Source organism: Curtobacterium sp. NPDC087080, from assembly GCF_044745105.1.
In the GTDB taxonomy this organism is placed as follows: domain Bacteria; phylum Actinomycetota; class Actinomycetes; order Actinomycetales; family Microbacteriaceae; genus Curtobacterium.
Window position 1 is genome coordinate 141,490 of sequence record NZ_JBIUZP010000002.1, and the last position, 22,636, is coordinate 164,125.

Genomic DNA, 22,636 nt, shown 5'->3' on the forward strand with positions numbered 1-22,636 from the left:
CGACGCCTGGGCAACCGGTGCCGTGCCTCCCGGCCGTTCACGCGGCCACGGGCGCGACCGCCGGTCGGTGTCACGGAGCCGGAGTGGCCACGAGCCGCCGCCGGGTCCTGTCCGCCCTCCCCGTCCGCCCAGCAAAGGACCCGCATGACCCTCGAGCGCGAGGAACTCCGCGACGACTGGACCGTGGCGATCGCCGGCGACCAGCTGCCGGCCGGAGCGCCGGCCGGGATCGAGGGTCGCACGATCCCCGCCACGGTGCCAGGGCAGGTGCACACGGACCTCGAACGCGAGGGCCTCGTCGCCGACCCGACCGTCGACCGCAACGAGGACGGCGCGAAGTGGGTCGGGCGGGCCGACTGGGCCTACCGGCGCACCGTCGACGTCGCACCGCGGGGGTACGAGCGCGTCGACCTCGTCTGCGACGGGCTCGACACGGTCGCCGAGCTGAGCCTCGACGGCGTGGTCGTCGGGACCACCCGGAACATGCACCGGCGGTACCGGTTCGACCTCAACGACCTGCCGGGAGTCGCGGGCGACCGCGAGCTCGAGCTGCTCTTCGAGTCGCCGTACCGCGAGGCCGGCCGGGTCGCCGCCCGCGCCGGCGCGATGCCGGGGCCGTACGACGAACCGTTCCCGTACATCCGCAAGCAGGCGTCGAACTTCGGCTGGGACTGGGGCCTGACCGCGGTGACGAGCGGCCCGTGGCGTCCGGTCGCGATCGAGCGCTGGTCGACGGCGCGGCTCGCCGAGGTGAAGCCGCTCGTCGACGTCGAGGCGGGCGAGGGCGTCCTCGACGCGCACGTGCGGGTCGAGCGGTCCGGGATGAACGACCTCGACCAGGACGGTGAGGACGACGACCTCGTGCTCGTCGTCACGGTCGCCGGCCCGACGGTGGACGGCGGGACGACCCGACAGCGTTCGCGGGCGCAGCTGACGCCGAAGGACGACGAGACGGTCGTCACGGTGCGCGTGCCCGAGGTGCGGCGCTGGTGGCCGCGCGGCTACGGCGAGCAGCCCCGCTACGACGTGACCGTCGAGCTGCAGACCGTCGACGGGGAGGTCCTGGACCGCCGCACGGCGAAGACGGGGTTCCGCTCGGCCCGGATCGACACCGCGGACGACACGATCGGCAAGCCGTTCACCGTCGTGGTGAACAGCACCGTCATCGACGTCCGCGGTGTGAACTGGATCCCGGACGACGTCATCGTGTCGCGGGTGGACCGCGCGCGGATCGCGGACCGGCTCGGCGTCGCCGCGGACCTCGGCGTGAACCTCGTCCGGGTGTGGGGTGGCGGGGTCTACGAGTCCGACGACTTCTACGACGTCTGCGACGAGCTCGGCCTGCTCGTCTGGCAGGACTTCGCGTTCGCGTGCGCGGCGTACCCCGAGATCGAGCCGATCCGCAGCGAGGTCGTCGCCGAGGCCCGGGACAACGTCGCACGCCTGGCCGGCCACCCGTCGCTCGTGGTGTGGAACGGCAACAACGAGAACATCTGGCTGCACGACGCGGACGGCTGGGCCGACGAACTCGGCGACCGTGGCTGGGGACTCGACTACTACCTCGACCTGCTGCCGACCATCGTCGACGCGGTCGACCCGTCGCGCTTCTACACGGTCGCCTCGCCCTGGTCGGGCTCCGAGAGCCTGCCCGCGAACGACGTCGACCACGAGACGCACCACTCGTGGGACGTCTGGAACCGGCTGTCCGACGACCACTACCGCGACTCGGTGCCGCGCTTCGTGTCCGAGTTCGGGTGGCAGGCGCCGCCGGCCTGGCGCACGCTGCGCGATGCCGTCACCGACGAGCCGTTGCGCGTCGACTCGCCCGGTGTGGTGCACCACCAGAAGGCCGACGACGGCATGGGCAAGCTGGCGCGGGGCATCGAGCCGCGCTTCGGGTCCGTGGACCCGGCCGAGTTCGACCGCTGGCACTACCTGACGCAGCTGCAGCAGGCGCGGGCGATCGCCACCGGTGTCGAGCACTGGCGGACGCACTGGCCGCGGAACACCGGCGTCATCGTCTGGCAGCTCAACGACCTGTGGCCGGTGGCGTCGTGGTCGGCGATCGACTCCGCGGGACGGCTCAAGCCGCTCGCGCACGAGCTGCGTCGCCTGTACGACGACGTGCTGCTGGCGATCCGGCCCGTCGCACGTCCCGCCGCCGATGACAGCGCGGCGCCGGCGTCGTCCGGGGACCGGACGGGAGGCGCGGATAGCGTCGGACCGTCGGCTCCCCTCGACGACGTGGCCGGGAGCACCCGTCCCGCCGACGGTGCCCCAGAGCCCGGTGGGCTCGTCGACACCCTGTCCCTCGGGGTGTCCCCCGGGTCGTTCGGGCACTCGCCCGTCGAGATCGCGGTGCGGTCCGCCCGGGGCGGGCGCGACAGCGTGGTGCGGGTCCGGCGCATGCACGTGTCCGGCAGGATCCTCGCCGAGGTCACGCTGCCCGTGCGGCTGTCGGAGGCCGGCGTCGCCGTCGTCGACCTGCCGGAGTCGGTCGGCGTCCTCGACGATCCGGACAGCGAGCTCGTGGTCGCGGACATGGACTGGCGTCGTGCGGTCTGGACCGCTTCGCCCGACAAGGACGTGCGGTGGGAGCCGGCGCGGTACCGCACGACGGTCACCCCTGCTGCCGACGGCGACGGACACGACCTGGTCGTCGAGGCGGAGTCGCTCGTGCGGGACCTGCTCGTGCAGCCGGACCGCATCGCGCCGACCGGCACCGTCGACCGCGGGTTCATGACGCTGCTGCCGGGGGAGCGCGTGGGCTTCCGGGTCCGCGGGCTGTCCGACGCCGAGGCAGCTCGACTCGTGGACGGGCCGGTGCTCTCCACCCTCGACCGACAGCTCCGACCGACTGGAGTATGATGTTCCACGTCGCTGCGCCTTGACCCGCACCGGCGTCATCGCACCCCCGGAGCGCAGCGGCCTCCGGGGGTGCTGCCGTTCCGCTGGCCCTGCGTGTCCTCCCTGTGCGAACGGTGTCCGTTCCGACTCCCGCCTGGGCTTCCGGTCGGGTGCGGGTTACGATGATCGGACGACGGACTTCCGCCCGCTCGGTCGACGATGACCGGTCGGGCGTCGCCAGACCCAGAACAAGGAGACATGATGCTCGGAAACCTGACGGGGATCCACCTGCTGATCATCCTCGGGATCATCATCCTGCTGTTCGGTGCGACCAAGCTCCCGGCGCTCGCCAAGGGCCTCGGTCAGTCGATCAACATCTTCAAGAAGGAGATGGGCGACGACAAGAAGAAGCACGACGACGGCACGGCGAACACCGTCGTGACCGACCCGGCGGCGCAGAGCACGGCACAGCCGACCGCGCAGCCCGTCGTGAACCCCGGCCCCTCGGTGCAGCCGAACGTACACTCGACCGCCGAGCCCAAGAACTAGGACACCCAGCCCCGTCCTGTCGGCAGCCCCCGCGACCACTCGGTCGCGGGGGCTTCGGCGTTCCCGGGTGGTCGGGCGGTCGTCGGGCGGGGATCGTCGAGCGGCCCGTGCGGCGGGGCAGTGGCCGGAGCGGAGCCCGTCGGCCCGACCGGCCGCCGCGTCACCCCGGCGAGGATGATGGGACGCATGACCGCTCCGGCCGCACCGGCCCCGCTCCGTGACGACCGCCGGGTGGTCCTCGTGGTCGCGATCCTCGCGTCGTTCGTCGTCGGGCTCGACTCGAGCGTCGTCAACGTGGCCCTGCCCGCGATCCGCCGGGAGCTCGGTGGCGGGCTCGTCGTGCAGCAGTGGACCGTGGACGCCTACCTGGTCACGCTCGGCTCGTTGATCCTGGTCGCCGGCTCCCTCTCCGACCTGTTCGGTCGCGTCAGGATCATCCGGTGGGGCCTGGTCGTCTTCGGCGTCGCGTCGGTGGTGTGCGCGATCGCGCCGACGGGCGAGGTCCTGGTCGTCGCCCGGGCGTTCCAGGGCGTCGGTGGGGCGCTCGTGACCCCGAGTGCCCTGGCCCTCATCGTGGCGGCGTTCCGGGGCGCCGCGCGGGCGAAGGCGATCGGGTCGTGGACGGCCTGGTCGAGCGCCGCGTCCATCCTCGGGCCGGTCGTCGGCGGGCTGATCGTCGACGGCATCGGCTGGCGGTGGATCTTCGTGGTGACCGCCGTGCCGATCGCGGTGACGATCCCCCTGGTCCGACGGATCTCCGGCGACGTGGTCACCGGTGACCATCCGCGGGTGGACGTCGTCGGTGCGGTGCTCGCCGTGGTCGGGGTCGGCGGTGTCGTCCTCGGTCTGATCGAGCAGGAGCGCCTCGGGTGGAGTGCGCCGGTCGTCGTCGCCGCGCTCGTGCTCGGTGCGGCGTCCCTCGTGGCCTTCGTGCCGTGGGAGCTCCGCGTGGCCCGGACCGCCGGCTCGCCCCTGGTGCCGCTGGAGCTGTTCCGCGCGCGCAACTTCACGGTCGGCAACCTCGCGACGCTCTCCATCTACGGGGCGCTCGGGATGGTGTTCTTCGTCGTCACCCTGTTCCTGCAGGAGGTCTGGGGCTTCCCCGCCTGGGTCGCCGGCCTCGCGACGTTGCCGCCGACGCTGATGCTCCTGGCGCTGTCCACCACGGTCGGTTCGTTCTCCGGCCGGTACGGTCCGCGGTGGTTCATGGCTGCCGGGCCGGCCGTGGCCGCGGTCGGCGCGCTGCTGATGCTGCTCGCCGGCGACGACCCGGCGGGCTACTGGTGGTCGGTGCTGCCCGGACTGGTGCTGATCGGCGCGGGGATCGCGACCATGGTGACGCCGCTGACGAGTGCCGTGCTCGGGTCGGTGCCGCAGGCGGAGGCCGGCGCCGGATCCGCCGTGAACAACGCGGTCGCCCGCGTCGCCGGGCTGGTGACGGTGGCCCTGGCGGGCGTCGTCCTCGGTGGCGGGGTGAGCGTCGACGGGCTGCACCGCACGATGGTCGTGATGGCGCTGCTGCTCGCAGCCGGCGCCGTCGTCAGCGCGGTCGGGATCCGGAATGCACCGCTGCGCTCGTAAGTTGAGTGCAGTAGACTCAAGTACACCACCACCGCACGGAAAGGACGGACCGCATGGCGAACCTCCAGGGCGCTCCTGACTCGCAGGAACGGCAGAAGACCGCCCTCGAGCAGTACGGCGTCGACCTCACCGCGATCGCGCGGAGCGGCAAGCTCGACCCGGTGATCGGGCGCGATGCCGAGATCCGCCGCGTCTCCCAGGTGCTGACGCGCCGGACCAAGAACAACCCCGTGCTCATCGGCGAGCCCGGCGTCGGCAAGACCGCGGTGGTCGAGGGCCTGGCGCAACGCATCGTCGCCGGTGACGTCGCTGACTCGCTGAAGGACAAGCGGCTCGTCTCGCTCGACATGTCCGCGCTCATCGCCGGTGCGAAGTACCGGGGTGAGTTCGAGGAGCGGCTGAAGGCCGTCCTCAAGGAGATCGACGACTCCGACGGCCAGGTCATCACGTTCATCGACGAGCTGCACACGCTGATGGGTGCCGGCGGCGGCGAGGGGTCCGTGGCGGCGTCGAACATGCTCAAGCCGATGCTCGCCCGCGGTGAGCTGCGGCTCATCGGCGCGACGACGCTCGACGAGTACCGCGAGTACATCGAGAAGGACGCCGCACTCGAGCGCCGCTTCCAGCAGGTGTTCGTCGGGGAGCCGAGCGTCGAGGACACCGTGGCCATCCTGCGCGGGCTGAAGGAGCGCTACGAGGCGCACCACAAGGTGACGATCAACGACTCCGCGCTGGTCGCCGCGGCGAGCCTGTCGAACCGCTACATCTCCGGTCGCCAGCTCCCCGACAAGGCGATCGACCTCATCGACGAGGCCGCGAGCCGACTGCGCATGGAGATCGACTCGAGCCCGGTCGAGATCGACGAGCTCAAGCGCAGCGTCGACCGGCTGCGCGTCGAGGAGTTCGCGCTGAAGCAGGAGAAGGACGATGCGTCGAAGGCGCGGCTGGAGACCCTGCGCGCGGAGCTCGCCGGACGCCAGGAGCGGCTCGACGAGCTCGAGCAGCGCTGGCAGGCCGAGCGGGCGAGCCTGAACCGCATCGGCGAGCTCAAGCAGCAGCTCGACGAGCTCAACATGCGCAGCCAGCGCGCGCAGCGCGAGGCGCAGTACGAGACGGTGTCGCGCATCGAGTACGGCGAGAAGCCCCGGATCGAGGCCGAGCTCGCGGCGGCCGAACAGGCCGAGAGCGCCGACCGCATGGTGAACGACAGCGTCACCGACGAGGACATCGCCGCCGTGATCGCGCAGTGGACGGGCATCCCGATGGGGCGCCTGCTGCAGGGCGAGACCGAGAAGCTCCTGCACCTGGAGACGGAGCTCGGCCGACGGATCATCGGGCAGCGCACCGCGGTGGCGACGGTGTCCGAAGCGGTCCGTCGCACCCGCGCCGGCATCTCCGACCCGGACCGACCGACCGGCTCGTTCCTGTTCCTCGGCCCCACCGGTGTCGGCAAGACCGAGCTGGCCAAGGCGCTCGCCGAGTTCCTGTTCGACGACGAGAAGGCGCTCGTCCGCATCGACATGAGCGAGTACGGCGAGAAGCACTCGGTCGCACGGCTGATCGGCGCCCCGCCCGGCTACGTCGGGTACGAGGCCGGCGGGCAGCTCACCGAGACCGTCCGCCGTCGCCCGTACTCGGTGGTGCTGCTCGACGAGGTCGAGAAGGCACACCCCGAGGTCTTCGACGTCCTGCTCCAGGTGCTCGACGACGGCCGCCTGACCGACGGGCAGGGCCGCACGGTCGACTTCCGGAACACGATCATGGTCCTGACGTCGAACCTCGGCTCGCAGTTCATGACCGACCTGACGCTCACGGAGGGGCAGCGCGAGGAGGCGGTCCGTGAGCTCGTGCAGCAGGCGTTCCGGCCGGAGTTCGTGAACCGTCTCGACGACATCGTCGTGTTCCAGGCGCTCACGAGCGAGGACCTCGGGCAGATCGTCTCGCTGTACGTGGACCGGCTGGCCCGTCGACTCTCGGATCGCCGACTCGAGCTGGCCGTCACGCCGGCGGCGCGCAGCTGGCTCGCCGACCGCGGGTACGACCCGGTGTACGGGGCGAGGCCGCTCCGACGCCTCATGCAGCGGCAGATCGACGACCGGTTGGCGCGCGCGATCCTGTCCGGCGACGTCCGTGACGGGGACACCGTCCGGGTCGACGTCGCCGCGGGCGGCGACGAGCTGACGGTCGAGCCCTTCGAACTCGCGGAGATCGTCGAGGAGTAGGTCGCGCCCGCCCCGCGGCAGCGTGCGGCCTGGAGGCCCGGTGCCGGTCCGACGGACCGGCACCGGGCCTCCGGGCCGTTCCGGAGAGTGCAGCGTTACGGTCGCGAAACAGCGCGGGCGCGACGGTGGTCGCATGGAACCACAGACCGTCGACACCGTCCCGCTGTTCATCACCCGGTCCGCGGACACGGCCGAGTTCGTCGTCCGGGTCGACGAGCGGCGGGGGACCGTGCACCTCGACTCAGCGGACTCATGAGTACCGCATGTGGAATGTCATGCATGCGTGTACTCGTGGTGGACGATGAGACCTCCCTGGCCGATCTCCTCGCGAAGGGGCTCTGTCGCCAGGACATGGCCGTCGACGTCGCCTACCGTGGGGACGACGCGGACGAGCTCCTGTCGGTGAACGACTACGACGTCGTCGTGCTCGATCGCGACCTGCCGGGTCTGCACGGCGACGAGGTCGCGCGGCGACTCGCAGCGCGCGGTGCACTGACCCGCATCCTCATGCTGACCGCCGCGACCACGCTGGCCGACCGCGTGCACGGCCTCGAGCTCGGTGCGGACGACTACCTCGCGAAGCCGTTCGAGTACCCGGAGCTCGTCGCCCGGGTCCGCGCGCTCGGGCGGCGGAGCGTGCCGCCGGTCGCGCCCGTGCTCGAGCGGGACGGGATCGTCGTCGACTCGAACCGGCGCATCGGCACCCGCGACGGACGACCGCTCGACCTGACGTCGAAGGAGCTCGGTGTCCTCGAGGTGCTGCTCCGCGCCGATGGTCGCATCGTCTCGTCCGAGGAGCTGCTCGAGAAGGTCTGGGACATGAACGTCGACCCGTTCACCGCGGCGGTCCGGGTGACGGTCTCGAAGCTCCGCAAGAAGCTCGGGCAGCCGGACCCGATCCGCACCGTCCCCGGGTGCGGGTACGCGTTGTGATCCGGCTCTGGAGCATCGGGACCCGGACGGCCGTCGGGTTCGCGGTGTCGTCGATGGTGCTCACCGCGGGCGTCCTCGTCTTCGTCAACCTGGCGTCGCAGTGGTCGCTGAGCGCGGTGGCCGACGGGCCGGCCGTCGAGCTGCCGTGGACCGGGACCGCTTCCCTGGCCCCGGGTCCGGACGGCGGCCGAGACGTCGGGCCCGAGGGGCAGCCGGGTGCCACGGTCGCGCTCGTCAAGGTGGTCGCCGCCCAGCAGTGGCAGTGGTCCGCCGTCGGCATCGTCGCCGCCGGCGTGCTCGCCGGAGCGCTCGGATGGGTCCTCAGCCGCAGGGTGCTGCGACCGATCGACCGGATCACCGCCACCACGAACCGCATCTCGGCGTCGACGCTCCACGAGCGGGTCGCCCTCGACGGGCCGGACGACGAACTCCGACGCCTCTCGGCGACGATCGATGCCCTGCTCGACCGGCTGGAGGCGGCGTTCGCGAGCCAGCGGCGGTTCGTGGCGCAGGCGGCACACGAGCTCCGGACGCCGCTCGCGGTCCAGCGGGCGTCCCTGCAGATCGGCCTCGCCGACGATGCCTCGGCGGCCGAGGTCGCCGCGGTGCGCAGCGAACTGCTGGAGCAGAACCGGCGGACCGAGCACCTCGTCGAGTCGCTGCTCGTGCTCGCCGAGGCCGAGCGTGGCCTCGAGGACCGCGGTGCACCCGTCGACCTCGAAGCGATCGTGCGGGACGTCGTCGCGCAGGCCCGCACGCACGCCGAGGGCGTCGGCGTGACGATCCACGCCGAGATCGGGCCTGCTCCGAGCGGCCTGACCGGCGAGGCGCTCCTGGTGTGGCAGCTCGTCGCCGACCTCGTCGACAACGCCGTGGAGTACAACCACGACGGCGGCACGGTGCTGGTCCGGACCGGGCCGTGCGGTGTCACCGTGGAGAACACCGGGCCGCTCGTCCCGCCGGCGGACGTCGCGACGCTGACCGAACCGTTCCGCCGCGGCGGACAGCCCGGGTCGAAGCGGCACAGCGGCCTCGGGCTGTCGATCGTCACCGCCATCGCCGTTGCGCACGGTTGGGACGTCCGCATCGAACCGCGTTCCGGCGGCGGGCTCCGCGTCGCCGTGCTCGTCCGTCCGGCCGCTGTTCCGCTCGTGTGACCATCGGTGACACGTCGGCGAAACACCGTGTGCGATGTGCTGGGACACATGAACGACACCACACGAACCTCCGGTCTGGTCCGCGCCGCAGCGGTCCTCGTCCTCGCCCTCGTCGGGTCGGCCGCCCTCGCCGCGTGCTCCACGTCGCCGACGTCGTCCGCGACCTCGCGTGCAGCGGCATCGGTCGGCGCGAAGTGGGGCGACTGCATGCGCACCGCCGGCTTCCCGGTCGAGGACCCGTCGGACGACCAGGTGCGGAGTGGGGCGGTGACCTCGCCGAGCGGCGTCGATGCAGAGCGGTTCACCGAGGCGTCCGGCAAGTGCGCGTCGGACCTCGGCGTCACGGGTACCGACTCGGCGCAGAAGGACAGGTGGAAGCGCCAGTACGCCGCCGTCGACTCCTGCGTCCGCGAGCAGTACCCGGATGCGCCGGAGCAGCAACCGGGCGTCATCGACTACAGCAGCTACCCGCGTGCCCAGGAGCCGCAGTTCCAGGACACGCTCTCGTCCTGCCTGAGCAAGCACGCCCCGGACACCCAGCAGCTGGACCGGTGACCGTCAGCACCTGACCGCCAGCACCTGACCGCCAGCACTGACCGCCAGCACGTGACCAGCACGACGAGCATCGGAGACACCACCATGACCACCTGCGCCACCTGCGCCACCCGCACCGGGATCGCCGCCGCGATCCTCGTCCTCGCCGGCGTCCTCGCCGGCTGTTCCACCACCGCACCGGATCCCGCACCTTCGTCGTCCGGACCGGCCGTGTCGAAGGCCGACCACGCTGTCGCGTCCTGCATGCGCGACGCCGGCTACGACGTGACCGACGACGACTACCGGTTCTTCCCGACCGACGGGGACAACACGGACCGGCAGGAGGTGTTGGACGAGTGCACGAAGGAGCACGATCCGGAGACCGCGCGTCAGGCCGAGGAGGCCCAGAACGACCCGGAGTACCTGGCAAGCCACGCGAAGGTCGCGAAGTGCATGCGGAAGGCAGGCTACGCCGACTACCCGGACGACCCCCGCGATGCCGACTCGTACTCGCCGCCCGCTGGCGACTCGGTGTTCGGCGAGGAGCTCCGGAAGTGCTTCGAGGGCGCCGGGGCGAAGGTGACGACGCAGTGAGCGGCACCACGACGAAGCGCACGGCCGTCCTCGGTGCGTGCCTGATCGCCGCGCTGGCGGCGGGAGTCGGCACGTGGGCGGTGGTCGGCGGTCCCCCGCAGGAGTCCTCCGCCGCACAGGGTCGGACGCACCACGCCACGGCGCCCGTCACGAAGGGGGACCTCACCGACTCGAAGGTGTTCGCCGGCACCCTCGGGTACGGCGCGCCGACCGGTGTCCCCGGCGCGGCCTCCGGCACCGTGACCTGGCTGCCGGAACCCGGGCAGGTCGTCGAGCAGGACCAGCCGCTCTACGCGGTCGACGAGCGGCCCGTCCGCGCGATGTACGGCACGACGCCCCTCTGGCGGACGCTCGAGTACGGCGCGAAGGGCGCCGACGTCCGGCAGCTCAACGAGGACCTCGCCGCACTCGGGTACGACGTGTCCGCCGATGCGGTCTTCGGCAGGCGCACGCTCGCCGCGGTCAAGCGGTGGCAGCAGGACCGGGGCCTGGAGCGCACGGGCACGATCACGGCGAACGACGTCGTGTTCGTCGACGGTCCGGTCCGGGTCGCCTCGCTCGTCGCGAAGCTCGGGCAGCCGGCCGCCGGCGACGTCCTCGAGGTGACCAGCACCAGGCGGGTCGTGAACGCCACCGTGTCGCAGACCGACGCGGAGCGCCTGCCCGTCGGGGCGGAGGTCCGCGTCCGGATCAACGGCGGCGGGGACCCGGTCGAGGGCGAGGTGGTCGACGCGGAGACGGGCGAGGGGGACGGCGGCGCGAAGACCGTGGTCACCACGATCGCGTTCGACGCCGGGGACCGGCAGCTGCCGGCCGCGGCGTCCGTGCAGGTCGAGGCACCCGGTCAGACGGCGACCGGCGTGCTGTCCGTGCCGGTGCAGGCACTCGCCGCGGGGGGCCGCTCCGGCGAGTACAGCGTCGAGGTCGTCCGTCGCGACGGCACCACGAAGCGCGTCCGCGTCGAGGTCGGACTCGTCGCCGACGGACGCGCGGCGGTGACCGGGGACGTACACGAGGGCGACGAGGTCGTGGTGCCCTCGTGAGCGCCGCACGCCTCGCCGAGCGTGCGGCCCCCGGGACACCGACCCCGGACACGGTCGTGCACCTGCGGGACGTCACGAAGACCTACGGCGACGTGCGGGCACTCCGCGGCGTCTCGCTGGACGTCACCGCGAGGGAGCTCGTGGCGGTCGTCGGGCCCTCGGGGTCGGGCAAGTCCACCATGCTGAACACGGTTGGCACGCTCGACCGACCGACGTCCGGCAGCGTGCGGATCGCCGGGCACGATGTCGGGTCGATGCGCGACGACGACCTCTCGCGGCTCCGCGCCGAGCACATCGGGTTCGTGTTCCAGCACTTCCACCTGCAGGCGGGCGCGACGGCGGCGGAGAACGTCGCCGACGGGCTCCTCTACGCCGGCGTCGCGCGGCGCGCCCGCCTGGAGCGTGCGAAGGACGCCCTCGAACGGGTCGGACTCGGCCACCGTGTCGGTCACCGCCCGACCGAGCTGTCCGGCGGTGAGAAGCAGCGCGTCGCCATCGCCCGCGCCATCGTCGGCGACCCGACGATCCTGCTGGCCGACGAACCCACCGGGGCACTGGACAGCGCGAGCGGGCAGCGGATCCTGACACTGCTCCGCGAGCTGAACGACAGCGGGACGACGGTGCTCGTCATCACGCACGACCTCGCCCTGGCGGCATCGCTGCCGAGGCAGGTGCGCATGCGGGACGGCGCCGTCGAGGAGGACTCCAGCACGTCGGACGCCGGGGTGCTCGCCGACGCGATCGCCGGGGTCGCACGGTGAGCGCGCACACGACGACCGCGCACCGGACGACCGCGCACACGACGCGCTCGCCCGGTTCGCGGACGCGGACGGTCGGTCCGGGTGACCTCCTCCGCCTCGGGGTCTTCGGCCTGCGCACCCGGCCGGGCCGGGTCGTGCTGTCGGCGCTCGGCATCGCGATCGGCATCGCCGCGATGATCGCCGTCGTCGGCATCTCGTCGTCGAGCAAGGCGGCGCTGGACCGGGTGCTCGACACGCTCGGGACGAACGTCCTGACCGTCACCAAGGCGCAGGGGTTCGGGCAGGTCGCGCCCCTGCCGACGACCGCCGTCGAGTCCGCACGCCGCCAGCCGGACGTGCAGGCGGCCGCGGGCGTCGGCGAGGCGAAGGACGGGCGGGTCTACCGCAGCCCCTTCGTGCCGGCGGCGGAGACGAAGGGGGTCGGCGTGATGACGACGTGGGGCGACGTCCCCGCGGTGCTCGGTGGGTCGGTCGCGGCCGGCCGCTGGGTCGACCCGTCGCCGGACGCCCCCGCGCAGGCCGTGCTCGGCGCGGTGGCGGCCGAGAACCTCGGGATCGACCGGCTCCGCCCCGACACCGCGGTGTGGATCGGCGGGCAGCGGGTGCAGGTCGTCGGGATCCTCGCGCCGATGCGACTCGCGGACGACCTGGACAACCAGGTCTTCGTCCCGCAGCGGTTCGCCGCCTCCCTCGGCTTCGACGGGCACCCCACGGCGGTCTACACGCGGGTGGACCCGGAGCGCGTGGCGGCGGCGCGCGACGTCCTCGCGGACGCGATCCGGCCCGATCGACCGCAGGAGGTCGGCGTCACCCGGCCCTCCGACGCCCTCGCGGCGAAGAACGCGACGGACGACTCGTTCACGGGCCTGCTCGTCGGCATCGGCGGGGTCGCCCTGCTGGTCGGCGGGATCGGGGTCGCGAACACCATGGTGATCACGGTGCTCGAGCGACGAGCGGAGGTCGGCGTCCGACGCGCACTCGGCGCCCGCAGACGGAACATCCGCGATCAGTTCCTGGTCGAGTCGCTCCTGCTGTCGTTCCTCGGCGGCATCGCGGGGGTGGTCATCGGGCTGGGGGTCACGATCGTCTTCGCGGTCGCGCAGGGGTGGCCGGTGGCGATCCCGCTGTGGGCGGTCGGGGGCGGACTCGCCGCGACCGTGGTGATCGGCGGCGTCTCGGGTCTGTACCCGGCGGCACGCGCCGCGCGCATCCCGCCCACCTCGGCGCTCGCCGCGGTCTGACCGGTCGCGTGATCCGCCGGGCGCACCGGTCGGGAGGCCCGGTGCCGGTTCCTGGAACCGGCACCGGGCCTCCCGGCCTAGCGTCCAGGGCATGCCAGAGCTGCCGATCCTCCGTCGCCTCACCGACTCCATCGAGCACGCGAGCGTGCTCGACGAGGCCGTCGACCTCGACACGCGCGTCGTGCGTGCGGTCGCGAAGCCGAAGGCCCTGCGGCAGCTGCTGCACGGTGTGCCGTTCGGGCACCCGCTCCACCCGCTGATGGTGCAGGTGCCGCTCGGCGCCTGGATCTCGGCGGCCGTCCTCGACCTGATCGGCGGGAAGGGGAACGCCCGCGCGGCGCAGACCCTGACCGGGGTCGGGATCGCATCGGCGGGCAGCGCCTCGGTCGCCGGGTACGTCGACTGGGCGGAGCTCTCGCTCGAGCAGCGCCGCACGGGGTGGGTGCACCAGGCCGTCAACTGGGTCGGCATCACGTTCTTCGGGCTGTCGTGGTGGCAGCGACGGAAGGGCAACACCGCGGCGGGCAAGGCCCTCGGCTTCGTCGGGCTCACCGTCGTGAGCGTCGGCGGGTACCTCGGCGGGCACCTGTCGTACCGGCAGCGTGCGGGCGTCGGGTCGAGCGACCGGGTGCCGTTCGACGACTGACGCCCCGCGCAGCCCCAGCGGGAACGCCCGATCTGCACCGGCAGGTCGGGCGTTGCTGCGTCCCGAGTTCCTGCGTTCGTGTTGGTTCTGTGACGGAACGGTTGCGTTCGTGTGGCTTTCGGACGTACAGTTCCTGAAACCAACGGGAACGAAGGAGTTCGGGCATGTACGCAACGGAGCGGCAGGACGCGATCGCCGCCGCGCTGCAGTCCGCCGGACGGGTGTCCGTCGCCGACCTCGCCGAACACTTCGACGTCACCACCGAGACCGTCCGCCGCGACCTCGACGCCCTCGAGGCCGCTGGTGTCCTGCGCCGCGTGCACGGGGGAGCGGTGCCGGCCGGGCGCTCCAGCGTCGTCGAGCTGAGCGTCGCCGAGCGCGAGGGCCAGCACGGCACCGCGAAGACCGCGATCGCCCGCGCCGCGATGCACCTGGTGCCGGCGACCTTCACCGGCTCGATCGCCCTCGACGCCGGCACCACCTGCGCCGCCGTCGCCGCCGAACTCGTCCGGTGGGAGCCGGCGACCCCCGGCGCGACCCTGACCGTCGTCACCAACTCGGTGCCGATCGCCGCCACCCTGCAGCACAGCGAGCACGTCGAGCTGCACCTGCTCGGCGGCCGGGTGCGCGGGGTCACGAGCGCCGCCGTCGGCACCGCCACCGTCCAGCAGATCGGTGCGCTCCGCCCGGACATCGCCTTCGTGGGCACGAACGGCCTGTCCGCGGGCTTCGGCCTGAGCACGCCCGACGAGTACGAGGCCGCCGTGAAGGGTGCCTACGTGCTCGCCGCCCGCCGCAGCGTGGTGCTCGCCGACGCCGCGAAGCACGGGGTCGAGGCGCTCATGCGCTTCGCCCGCCTCGACGAGGTCGACACCCTCGTCACCGACCAGGAGCCCCCGGCAGACCTCGCCGGCGCGCTCACCGACGCCGACGTGGAGGTCGTGGTCGCATGAGACCCGAGAACGGCACCGTCCAGCACAGCACCCGCATCGTCACCGTGACGCCGAACCCGTCCCTCGACCGCACGATCGAGCTCGCCGGCGAACTCCAGCGCGGCGCCGTGCAGCGTGCCGTCCGCACCACGGCCGAGCCCGGCGGCAAGGGCGTCAACGTCTCCCGGGTCGTCGTCGCGAGCGGCGGGGACACCCTCGCGGTGCTGCCCGGCGACGAGCTCGACCCCGTCCTGCTCGGCCTCGCGACCCGGGGCATCCCGACCGCCGCCCTGCCGATCGGGGCCCCGCTCCGCTCGAACGTCACCGTCACCGAGCCGACCGGCACGACGACGAAGCTCAACGAGCCCGGCCCCTCGCTCGCCGGACGGATGGACGACCTCGCCGCGCTCGTCGCCGACGCCGCCGGTCCCACCCCGACCGGCCCGGCCGCCCGCTGGGTGGTGTTCGCCGGGTCCCTGCCGCCCGGGCTGCCCGACGACGCGCTCGCCGTGCTCGTCCGCGCGGTGCGTTCGCGCCACGGTGACGCCGTCAAGATCGCCGTGGACTCGTCCGGCGTCCCGTTCACCGCACTGCTGCAGTCGGGGGAGCGGATCGACCTCGTCAAGCCGAACGCCGAGGAGCTCGCCGAGGTCGTCGGCGGCGACCCCGAGGTGTACGAGCACGACCTGGAGGCAGCCGTCGCCGCCGCGCACCACCTGCGGGACAAGCACATCGACACCGTCCTGCTCACCCTGGGCAGCGCGGGTGCCGTGCTCGTCTCCGGCGAGGGCAGCCACGCCGCCGCCGCACCGCGGATCACCGCCCGATCGACCGTCGGCGCCGGCGACTCGTCCCTGGCGGGCTACCTGCTCGCCGAGGTGGCGGGCGCCTCGGCAGCCGAGCGGCTCGCCCAGGCCGTCGCCACCGGAGCCGCCGCAGCCGCACTGCCCGGCAGCGACGTCCCCGCCCTCGACCACACCGACCCCGGCAGCGTGACCGTCCGGACCCTGCACACGACGCAGGTTCCCGCACCGATCGCCTGACCGGACCCCACCGCACCACTGCACGACCCCGCAGCACCACCCCTCGAACCAGCACTGCCCGCGCCACGGCGCCACTGCAAAGGAGCAACCCCATGTCCGCAGACACGACGCAGCGCCTCATCAGCGCCGAGCTCGTCGGCCTCGACGAGGACCTCGGCGCGACGTCGTCCGACGTCATCCGCGTGCTCGCCGACCGCGTCGCCGCGACCGGCCGCGCGGCCGACGGCGCCACCCTGGCCGAGGACGCCATCAAGCGCGAGGCGAGCGTCGGCACCGGCGTGCCCGGCGGCATCGCGATCCCGCACGCCCGGTCGGCCTCGGTGTCGAGCCCGACGCTGGCGTTCTCGCGCCTCGCGCGGAAGGTGCCGTTCGGTGCGCCGGACGGGGACGCCGACGTCGTCTTCATGATCGCCGTGCCCGAGGGTGCCGACAAGGACCACCTCACCGTCCTGTCGACCCTCGCCCGGGCGCTCATCCGCGAGGACTTCACCGCCGCGCTCCGCGCCGCCTCGACCCCGCAGGAGGTCGTCGACCTGGTGCAGCGCGAGGTGGGCGGCGAGGTCGCCGCAGCCGGTGTCGGGAACGCGAGCAGCGCCTCCCGTCCGGCCACGACGCAGCCCGCGCAGGCCGCAGCAGCCGGCGGCGCGACCGCCGGCGCCACCGGCGCACGCAAGGTCATCGTCGGCGTCACCGCCTGCCCGACCGGCATCGCGCACACCTACATGGCCGCCGATGCCCTCGTCGCCGCCGCCGAGCGCGCCGGTGCCGAGATGCACGTCGAGACCCAGGGCTCCTCGCAGGTCGAGCCGCTCGACCCGGCGCTCATCGCCCGTGCCGACGCGGTCGTCTTCGCGGTCGACGTGGACGTCCGCGACCGCAGCCGCTTCGCCGGCAAGCCGCTCGTCTCCGGGCCGGTGAAGCGCGGTGTCGACGAGCCCGACGCGATGATCGCCGAGGCCATCCGCGCCGCCGACGACCCGCACGCCGCCCGCGTGCAGGGCGGCGCCGCGACCGCGTCCGAGTCGAACAAGGCCGACGAGCACTTCGGCCAGGCGCTCAAGCGCTGGCTGCTCACCGGCGTGAGCTACATGATCCCGTTCGTCGCCGGCGGTGGACTCCTCATCGCCCTCGGCTTCCTGCTCTCGGGCTACGGCATCGCGCTGCAGCACGGAGACTCCGGGCAGAACAACGCCGTCTACACGCTGACGAACTACACGCTGCTGAACCTGCCGCCGGAGGGACTCGGGTACTACCTCGGCGCCGCCGCGTTCCAGATCGGCGGGGTGTCCCTCGGGTTCCTCGTCGCCGCACTCGCCGGGTACATCGCCTACGCGATCGCCGACCGACCCGGCATCGCGCCGGGCTTCGTCGCCGGGTCGATCGCGGTCTTCATGAACGCCGGCTTCCTCGGCGGACTCGTCGGTGGTCTCATCGCCGGTGCCGCCGCGTACTGGATCGGCCGCATCCCGACCTGGCGCTGGCTCCGCGGCCTGATGCCGGTCGTGATCATCCCGCTGTTCGCGTCGATCATCGCCTCCGGCCTCATGCTCCTCGTGCTCGGCGGCCCGATCGCCTGGCTCATGACGCAGCTCACGAGCTGGCTCAACTCGCTCAACGGCGCCTCGGTCATCCTGCTCGGCATCATCCTCGGCCTGATGATGGCGTTCGACCTCGGTGGCCCGGTCAACAAGGTGGCGTACTCGTTCGCCGTCGCCGGGCTCGGTGCCGGCACCGCGAGCAACGTCGTGCCGTTCGAGATCATGGCCGCCGTCATGGCAGCCGGCATGGTGCCGCCGCTCGCCCTGGCCCTCGCGTCCACCGTGCTCTACCGCAAGGGCTTCACGAAGCCGGAGCGCGAGAACGGCAAGGCCGCGTGGCTCCTCGGTGCCTCGTTCATCTCCGAAGGTGCGATCCCGTTCGCCGCGGCCGACCCGCTGCGCGTCATCCCGGCGTCGATGGTCGGTGCCGCGGTCACGGGTGCCATCTCGATGGCGGCGGGTGTGACCTCGCGTGCACCGCACGGCGGCATCTTCGTCTTCTTCGCCATCGGGAACATCGCGATGTTCGTCATCGCGATCCTGGCCGGCACGGTCGTCTCCGCGCTGGTCCTGGTCGCCCTGAAGAAGTGGGTGCGCAAGTCGCCCGCCGCCGAGTCCGCAGCCGCTGAGCAGGCAGCAGTGGCCGGCGAGACGGTCGGGCAGCGCGCGCCGGCCGCCGTGTAGCGGTCGTCACCACCTGGGACGGGAGGCTCGGTGCCAGCTGGCACCGGGCCTCCCGTCCGTCGTCGGGTCGTGTCCGGTACACGCCGGGCCGGGATCCACAGTCCGAGCGGGAGCATTGCAGGTATCACATACCACGTTCTACGATGGCCTCGTGATCGATTCGAACAGCAGCTGGACCAGTGCCGCCGACGCCGGGGCGCTCACCGCCCGTGTGGCCGAGCTCGTCGGTGTCGGCGGCGATCCTGCCGAGGTGGCGGCCGCGACCGACCTGGTCCGCGGGAAGCGGGTGCTCGTCACCGGCGCAGGGGGGTCCATCGGCAGCGAACTCTGCCGGCAACTCGCCGGGGCCGACCCATCGGCGCTCCTCATGCTCGACCGGGACGAGACGGCACTGCAGCAGGTCCAGGTGGCCGTGGCGGGGCACGGCCTGCTCGACACGCCGGACGTGGTCCTCGCAGACATCCGTGACGCGGACACGATCGCCGAACTCCTGCGGGACCGCCGTCCGGACATCGTCTTCCATGCGGCAGCGCTCAAGCACCTCCCGATGCTCGAGCAGTACCCGGGAGAGGGCTGGAAGACCAACGTCATCGGCACGGCGAACGTGCTCCGGGCTGCCGTCGACGCCGGGGTCGAGACGCTCGTCAACGTCTCCACCGACAAGGCCGCTGATCCGTCCAGCGTCCTCGGTTCGACGAAGCGGGTCGGGGAGCGTCTCACCGCCTGGTACGCGGCGGAATCGGGGCGGCACTTCGTGTCGGTACGGTTCGGGAACGTCCTCGGGAGCAGGGGATCGATGGTCCCGTTGTTCGCCGAACTGATGCGGACCGGGCGCCCGGTGACGGTCACGCACCCCGACGCCACCCGGTACTTCATGTCGATCCCGGATGCCTGTGGGCTGGTGGTCCAGGCCGTGGCGATCGCCGAGCCCGGGGAGGTCCTCGTGCTGGACATGGGCGATCCGGTGCGGATCCTCGACGTGGCGCGGGGCATGCTCGCGATGACCGGGAGCGAGAGCGACATCGTGTTCTCCGGGCTGCGTCCGGGTGAGAAGCTCCACGAGGAACTCCTCGGGGGCGGCGAGATCGGCCGGCGGTCGGTCCACCCCAGGATCTTCCACACCGCGGTCCCCCCGTTCGACCCCGCACTCCTGACGGCACCTCGAGATCCCGCGACCGCTCCGGTCTTCCTCGCAACGGCGGCGTGACCGCTGCGTGACCGCGGCGCGGGTCCGTCCGCGCTCGGTGTCCAGCGCGACCTCGGGCGCACCGTGATCTGTCAGGACGCTCAGGGAGACTCGGGGCATGACGACCGCCCTCACGCTGCCGCCGACCCTGACCGCGACCACCGCTGCTGCGGGCTCCCGGCCGGAGGGCACCGAGGACCTCGGCGGCCTGTCCGGCTTCGTGCTGCAGCTCATCGACGCGCTGGGGGAGTGGGGCGTCGCACTGATGCTCTTCGTCGAGACGGTGTTCCCGCCGATCCCGTCCGAGGTCATCCTGCCCCTCGCGGGCTTCCTGGCCGGCGCCGGGCAGATGAACCTCGTGCTCGTACTGGTGCTGGCGACGCTCGGCTCGTACCTCGGCGCGCTCGTGCTCTACTGGCTCGGCGCGGTGATCGGGTTCGAGCGGACCGTGCGGCTGCTCGGACGGCTGCCGCTCGTCGACGAGGACGACTTCCGCAAGGCCGCCGACTGGTTCCACCGCCACGGCAAGAGCGCCGTCTTCTTCGGCCGTTTCGTGCCCATCGTCCGCAGCCTGATCTCGCTGCCCGCCGGTGCGGACCGGATGCACCTGGTGCCGTTCTCGGCCTTCACGATCATCGCCAGCGGCATCTGGAACAGCGCGCTCGTGCTGCTCGGTGCCGCGTTCGGCACGCAGTACGACAAGGTCGAGCAGTACACCGAGTGGATCGACCGCGTGCTCTACGTGGCGATCGCGGTCGTGGTCGTCACCTTCGTGGTCCGACGCATCCGCCGAGTCCGCGCCGAGCGGGCGGAGCGGCGATCGACGGAGCGGCGGTCGACGGAGCAGGACGCGCAGCCGACCGGAGCCGCCCGCGGACGCCGTCGTGCGACGTCCGCGAACGACTGACGGGTCACTTCTTCGTGAGGGCCGACTCCTTGTGGGCGGCCTTGTTGCCGGACTTCTCCGACTCGATGATCCAGTACGGGTCGTCGTCCGTGGGCTTGAAGTCCTGACCGTCGAACGTGAAGTCCTTCGTCTTCTTCTCGACGAGCTTGCCGGTCGTCTTGCCCTGCGAGGTGTTCCAGTGCACCTCGTCGCCCTTCGACAGCGCCACGATGTCCTCCTTGCGTAGTCGGTGTGGTTGCGTGGACCCGGACGCTACCCCCGGAGATCCGCGGATCCACGGGCATCTGTCCCCCATCACGATGTCGTAACGCCCCTGCGGGATCGAGATGGGACGCGTACCGTTGACGGTGAGTCAGTTCGCCGGCGTGTGCCGCGGTCCCCGATGGCTCCAGACGGAACGACGTGCACCATGACCCTGGTCGACAGCGCACGAGCCGACACGGTCCTCTCCGGCCGCTACCGGCTCGTCAGGCTCATCGGTACCGGTGGCATGGGTTCCGTGTACGAGGCCCGCGACGAGCACACCTACCGGCTCGTCGCCGTGAAGCTCTTCGCGACGCCGGACTCGATGACGACGGCCGACCGGGTCCGCCAGGAGCGCGAGATCCGCCTGCTCAGCATGCTCTCGCACCCGGGCCTCGTGCCGCTCTACGACGCCGGGACCCACGAGTTCGAGGACGGGCCGCACCGCTTCATCGTGATGGAGCTCATCGCCGACACGACCCTGCTCCGGCGGCTCGCGGGCGGTGCGCTGCACAACTACGAGGTCGCCGACCTCGGCGCGCAGCTCGCCGACGCCCTGGCGTACGTGCACTCGCGCGGCATCGTGCACCGCGACGTCAAGCCGGCGAACATCCTGATCAACGACGAGGGTGCGTCCGGCTTCGCCCGCTCGGTCAAGCTCACCGACTTCGGCGTCGCGCACTTCGTCGACGGTTCCCGCCTGACCAACGACGGCACGATCATCGGCACCGCGGCGTACCTCAGCCCGGAGCAGGTCGCGGGTGAGCCGATCGGCTTCGCCACCGACGTCTACTCGCTCGGCCTGGTGCTGCTCGAGTCGCTGACCGGCAAGCAGGAGTACTCCGGCACGCTCATCGAGGCGGCCCTCGCGCGGCTCCGGAACGACCCGCAGGTCCCCGCGGAGGTCGGTGCCGAGTGGAAGGACCTGCTCGCCAAGATGACCCACCGCGACCCGGCCAGGCGCCCGACGGCGGTCGCGGTCGCGAACGCGTTGCGCGGTGGTTCGACGCAGATCACCGGCCCGGTCCCGCTCGGTCCGGAGCGCACGAAGCACAAGCGCGACCACAAGCTGCACCGCGCGGCGCACAAGCACGCCAAGCGCGGCACCTTCACGGCGGTCCGGCGCTGGCGGCGTCGGAACGTGCTCGTGGGCTCGTTCGCGACGTTCGGCGTGCTCGCCGCGTGCGCTGCCGCCTACGTCGCCGGCACCCTGCACTGAGCGCATCCGTCGGGGGACGGCGGTCCCTGGCAGGATGGGGACATGACCGACCAGCGCTGGATCAAGATCTGCGGCCTGTCGACGCCCGAGACCGTGGACGCCGCCCTGGACGCCGGTGCCGACGCGGTCGGGTTCGTCTTCGCCGCCGGCAGCCCCCGGACCGTGACGGCCGACCTCGCGAAGGAGCTCGTCGAGCGGGTGCCCGAGGGCATCGACGCCGTCGGCGTCTTCCGCGACCAGCAGATCGACGAGGTCGTTGGCATCGCGTCCGAGGTCGGGCTCACCACCCTGCAGCTGCACGGCCGTGAATCGGTCAGCGACTTCGCCCGCGCCCGTGACGCCGGCTTCTTCACGATCCGCGCCGTCTCCGCCGACGACTACCTGCGCGAGACCGTCGAGCAGCGCGCGGAGTACGACCACGACCTGCTGCTGCTCGACGCCGCGGTGCCGGGCAGCGGGACGCTGGTCGACCCGTCGATGCTCGCAGGCCGCGTGGACGAGGCCTGGATCCTCGCCGGCGGTCTGACGCCCGCCAACGTCGTCGCCGCCGTGCAGGCCCTCGACCCGGACGGGGTCGACGTGTCGAGCGGCGTCGAGTCGGAGCGCGGCGTCAAGGACGCCGCGAAGATCCGCTCCTTCGTCGAGGCGGTCCGCAGCATCCCCTGACGCGCACGCGCGACGTCACCGCGCGCACGCGCGACGTCACCACGAGACGGACGGGAGGCCCGGTGCCAGCTGGCACCGGGCCTCCCGTCCGTCCGTGAGCGCGTCAGCGC

Annotated in this window: 21 protein-coding genes; 20 read left to right on the forward strand and 1 reads right to left on the reverse strand. The window is 72.4% G+C overall.

Features of this window, described 5'->3' with window-relative positions; translation table 11 throughout:
• The first annotated feature begins 144 nt into the window (after positions 1 to 144).
• The 18 genes from ACIPEQ_RS04930 (at position 145) to ACIPEQ_RS05015 (ending at position 20,398) form a co-directional block, all read left to right on the forward strand.
• Positions 145 to 2,868: a glycoside hydrolase family 2 protein gene (locus ACIPEQ_RS04930; protein WP_402714310.1), complete on the forward strand. Its 2,724-nt coding sequence runs from the start codon at positions 145 to 147 to the stop codon at positions 2,866 to 2,868.
• A 237-nt stretch (positions 2,869 to 3,105) separates the two neighbouring features.
• Positions 3,106 to 3,396 (forward strand): twin-arginine translocase TatA/TatE family subunit, encoded by a 291-nt coding sequence (gene tatA, locus ACIPEQ_RS04935; RefSeq protein ID WP_374109354.1) that lies wholly within the window; start codon positions 3,106 to 3,108, stop codon positions 3,394 to 3,396.
• 186 nt (positions 3,397 to 3,582) lie between these two features.
• A complete protein-coding gene (locus ACIPEQ_RS04940; RefSeq protein WP_402714311.1) occupies positions 3,583 to 4,977 on the forward strand; it encodes an MFS transporter in 1,395 nt (464 codons plus the stop codon).
• Between the two features lie 53 nt (positions 4,978 to 5,030).
• The gene (locus tag ACIPEQ_RS04945; protein WP_402714312.1) at positions 5,031 to 7,199 is read left to right on the forward strand and encodes an ATP-dependent Clp protease ATP-binding subunit; all 2,169 of its coding nucleotides are present in this window, start codon (positions 5,031 to 5,033) and stop codon (positions 7,197 to 7,199) included.
• Between the two features lie 133 nt (positions 7,200 to 7,332).
• Positions 7,333 to 7,455 (forward strand): hypothetical protein, encoded by a 123-nt coding sequence (locus ACIPEQ_RS04950; RefSeq protein WP_402714313.1) that lies wholly within the window; start codon positions 7,333 to 7,335, stop codon positions 7,453 to 7,455.
• 23 nt (positions 7,456 to 7,478) lie between these two features.
• Positions 7,479 to 8,132, forward strand: coding sequence for a response regulator transcription factor (locus tag ACIPEQ_RS04955; RefSeq protein ID WP_402714314.1), 654 nt, complete (start codon positions 7,479 to 7,481; stop codon positions 8,130 to 8,132).
• Positions 8,114 to 9,289 (forward strand): sensor histidine kinase, encoded by a 1,176-nt coding sequence (locus ACIPEQ_RS04960; RefSeq protein ID WP_402714315.1) that lies wholly within the window; start codon positions 8,114 to 8,116, stop codon positions 9,287 to 9,289. Before ACIPEQ_RS04955 ends, ACIPEQ_RS04960 begins: the two co-directional genes overlap by 19 nt.
• A gap of 48 nt (positions 9,290 to 9,337) precedes the next feature.
• Positions 9,338 to 9,844, forward strand: coding sequence for a hypothetical protein (locus ACIPEQ_RS04965; protein WP_402714316.1), 507 nt, complete (start codon positions 9,338 to 9,340; stop codon positions 9,842 to 9,844).
• A gap of 84 nt (positions 9,845 to 9,928) precedes the next feature.
• Positions 9,929 to 10,417 carry a hypothetical protein gene (locus tag ACIPEQ_RS04970; protein WP_402714317.1) on the forward strand — a complete coding sequence of 163 codons (489 nt, stop codon included), beginning with the start codon at positions 9,929 to 9,931 and terminating at the stop codon, positions 10,415 to 10,417.
• Complete coding sequence (locus ACIPEQ_RS04975; RefSeq protein WP_402714318.1) at positions 10,414 to 11,460, forward strand: efflux RND transporter periplasmic adaptor subunit; 1,047 nt, start codon at positions 10,414 to 10,416, stop codon at positions 11,458 to 11,460. The genes ACIPEQ_RS04970 and ACIPEQ_RS04975 overlap by 4 nt, the downstream gene beginning before the upstream one ends.
• A complete protein-coding gene (locus tag ACIPEQ_RS04980; RefSeq protein WP_402714319.1) occupies positions 11,457 to 12,221 on the forward strand; it encodes an ABC transporter ATP-binding protein in 765 nt (254 codons plus the stop codon). Before ACIPEQ_RS04975 ends, ACIPEQ_RS04980 begins: the two co-directional genes overlap by 4 nt.
• Positions 12,218 to 13,462 carry an ABC transporter permease gene (locus tag ACIPEQ_RS04985; RefSeq protein WP_402714320.1) on the forward strand — a complete coding sequence of 415 codons (1,245 nt, stop codon included), beginning with the start codon at positions 12,218 to 12,220 and terminating at the stop codon, positions 13,460 to 13,462. The genes ACIPEQ_RS04980 and ACIPEQ_RS04985 overlap by 4 nt, the downstream gene beginning before the upstream one ends.
• Positions 13,463 to 13,553: 91 nt before the next feature.
• Entirely contained in the window at positions 13,554 to 14,108 is a 555-nt protein-coding gene (locus tag ACIPEQ_RS04990) for a DUF2231 domain-containing protein (RefSeq protein ID WP_402714321.1), read from the forward strand.
• A gap of 164 nt (positions 14,109 to 14,272) precedes the next feature.
• Positions 14,273 to 15,061, forward strand: a complete 789-nt coding sequence (locus ACIPEQ_RS04995; RefSeq protein WP_137766419.1) for a DeoR/GlpR family DNA-binding transcription regulator — start codon at positions 14,273 to 14,275, stop codon at positions 15,059 to 15,061.
• Positions 15,058 to 16,083 (forward strand): 1-phosphofructokinase family hexose kinase, encoded by a 1,026-nt coding sequence (locus ACIPEQ_RS05000; protein ID WP_402714322.1) that lies wholly within the window; start codon positions 15,058 to 15,060, stop codon positions 16,081 to 16,083. Before ACIPEQ_RS04995 ends, ACIPEQ_RS05000 begins: the two co-directional genes overlap by 4 nt.
• A 92-nt stretch (positions 16,084 to 16,175) precedes the next feature.
• Complete coding sequence (locus ACIPEQ_RS05005) at positions 16,176 to 18,305, forward strand: fructose-specific PTS transporter subunit EIIC (protein WP_402714323.1); 2,130 nt, start codon at positions 16,176 to 16,178, stop codon at positions 18,303 to 18,305.
• A gap of 151 nt (positions 18,306 to 18,456) precedes the next feature.
• Positions 18,457 to 19,512, forward strand: coding sequence for a UDP-N-acetylglucosamine 4,6-dehydratase family protein (locus ACIPEQ_RS05010; RefSeq protein ID WP_402714324.1), 1,056 nt, complete (start codon positions 18,457 to 18,459; stop codon positions 19,510 to 19,512).
• A gap of 97 nt (positions 19,513 to 19,609) precedes the next feature.
• The gene (locus tag ACIPEQ_RS05015) at positions 19,610 to 20,398 is read left to right on the forward strand and encodes a DedA family protein (protein ID WP_402714325.1); all 789 of its coding nucleotides are present in this window, start codon (positions 19,610 to 19,612) and stop codon (positions 20,396 to 20,398) included.
• A gap of 4 nt (positions 20,399 to 20,402) precedes the next feature.
• On the opposite strand, the gene ACIPEQ_RS05020 is transcribed toward ACIPEQ_RS05015, so the two are convergent.
• Entirely contained in the window at positions 20,403 to 20,606 is a 204-nt protein-coding gene (locus tag ACIPEQ_RS05020) for a DUF2945 domain-containing protein (RefSeq protein WP_058729617.1), read from the reverse strand.
• Positions 20,607 to 20,807: 201 nt separating this feature from the next.
• Between ACIPEQ_RS05020 and ACIPEQ_RS05025 the strand changes: the two genes are divergently transcribed.
• Both ACIPEQ_RS05025 and ACIPEQ_RS05030 read left to right on the forward strand, forming a co-directional pair.
• Positions 20,808 to 21,860, forward strand: coding sequence for a serine/threonine-protein kinase (locus ACIPEQ_RS05025; protein ID WP_402714326.1), 1,053 nt, complete (start codon positions 20,808 to 20,810; stop codon positions 21,858 to 21,860).
• 42 nt (positions 21,861 to 21,902) lie between these two features.
• The gene (locus tag ACIPEQ_RS05030; protein WP_402714327.1) at positions 21,903 to 22,526 is read left to right on the forward strand and encodes a phosphoribosylanthranilate isomerase; all 624 of its coding nucleotides are present in this window, start codon (positions 21,903 to 21,905) and stop codon (positions 22,524 to 22,526) included.
• Positions 22,527 to 22,636 lie beyond the last annotated feature (110 nt).

What these genes read in the sequence shown, in the direction of transcription:
- ACIPEQ_RS04930 (WP_402714310.1), top strand. Translation starts at nt 145, where the DNA reads ATGACCCTCGAGCGCGAGGAACTCCGCGACGACTGGACCGTGGCGATC.
- tatA (WP_374109354.1), top strand. Translation starts at nt 3,106, where the DNA reads ATGATGCTCGGAAACCTGACGGGGATCCACCTGCTGATCATCCTCGGG.
- ACIPEQ_RS04940 (WP_402714311.1), top strand. Translation starts at nt 3,583, where the DNA reads ATGACCGCTCCGGCCGCACCGGCCCCGCTCCGTGACGACCGCCGGGTG.
- ACIPEQ_RS04945 (WP_402714312.1), top strand. Translation starts at nt 5,031, where the DNA reads ATGGCGAACCTCCAGGGCGCTCCTGACTCGCAGGAACGGCAGAAGACC.
- ACIPEQ_RS04950 (WP_402714313.1), top strand. Translation starts at nt 7,333, where the DNA reads ATGGAACCACAGACCGTCGACACCGTCCCGCTGTTCATCACCCGGTCC.
- ACIPEQ_RS04955 (WP_402714314.1), top strand. Translation starts at nt 7,479, where the DNA reads ATGCGTGTACTCGTGGTGGACGATGAGACCTCCCTGGCCGATCTCCTC.
- ACIPEQ_RS04965 (WP_402714316.1), top strand. Translation starts at nt 9,338, where the DNA reads ATGAACGACACCACACGAACCTCCGGTCTGGTCCGCGCCGCAGCGGTC.
- ACIPEQ_RS04970 (WP_402714317.1), top strand. Translation starts at nt 9,929, where the DNA reads ATGACCACCTGCGCCACCTGCGCCACCCGCACCGGGATCGCCGCCGCG.
- ACIPEQ_RS04990 (WP_402714321.1), top strand. Translation starts at nt 13,554, where the DNA reads ATGCCAGAGCTGCCGATCCTCCGTCGCCTCACCGACTCCATCGAGCAC.
- ACIPEQ_RS04995 (WP_137766419.1), top strand. Translation starts at nt 14,273, where the DNA reads ATGTACGCAACGGAGCGGCAGGACGCGATCGCCGCCGCGCTGCAGTCC.
- ACIPEQ_RS05000 (WP_402714322.1), top strand. Translation starts at nt 15,058, where the DNA reads ATGAGACCCGAGAACGGCACCGTCCAGCACAGCACCCGCATCGTCACC.
- ACIPEQ_RS05005 (WP_402714323.1), top strand. Translation starts at nt 16,176, where the DNA reads ATGTCCGCAGACACGACGCAGCGCCTCATCAGCGCCGAGCTCGTCGGC.
- ACIPEQ_RS05015 (WP_402714325.1), top strand. Translation starts at nt 19,610, where the DNA reads ATGACGACCGCCCTCACGCTGCCGCCGACCCTGACCGCGACCACCGCT.
- ACIPEQ_RS05025 (WP_402714326.1), top strand. Translation starts at nt 20,808, where the DNA reads ATGACCCTGGTCGACAGCGCACGAGCCGACACGGTCCTCTCCGGCCGC.
- ACIPEQ_RS05030 (WP_402714327.1), top strand. Translation starts at nt 21,903, where the DNA reads ATGACCGACCAGCGCTGGATCAAGATCTGCGGCCTGTCGACGCCCGAG.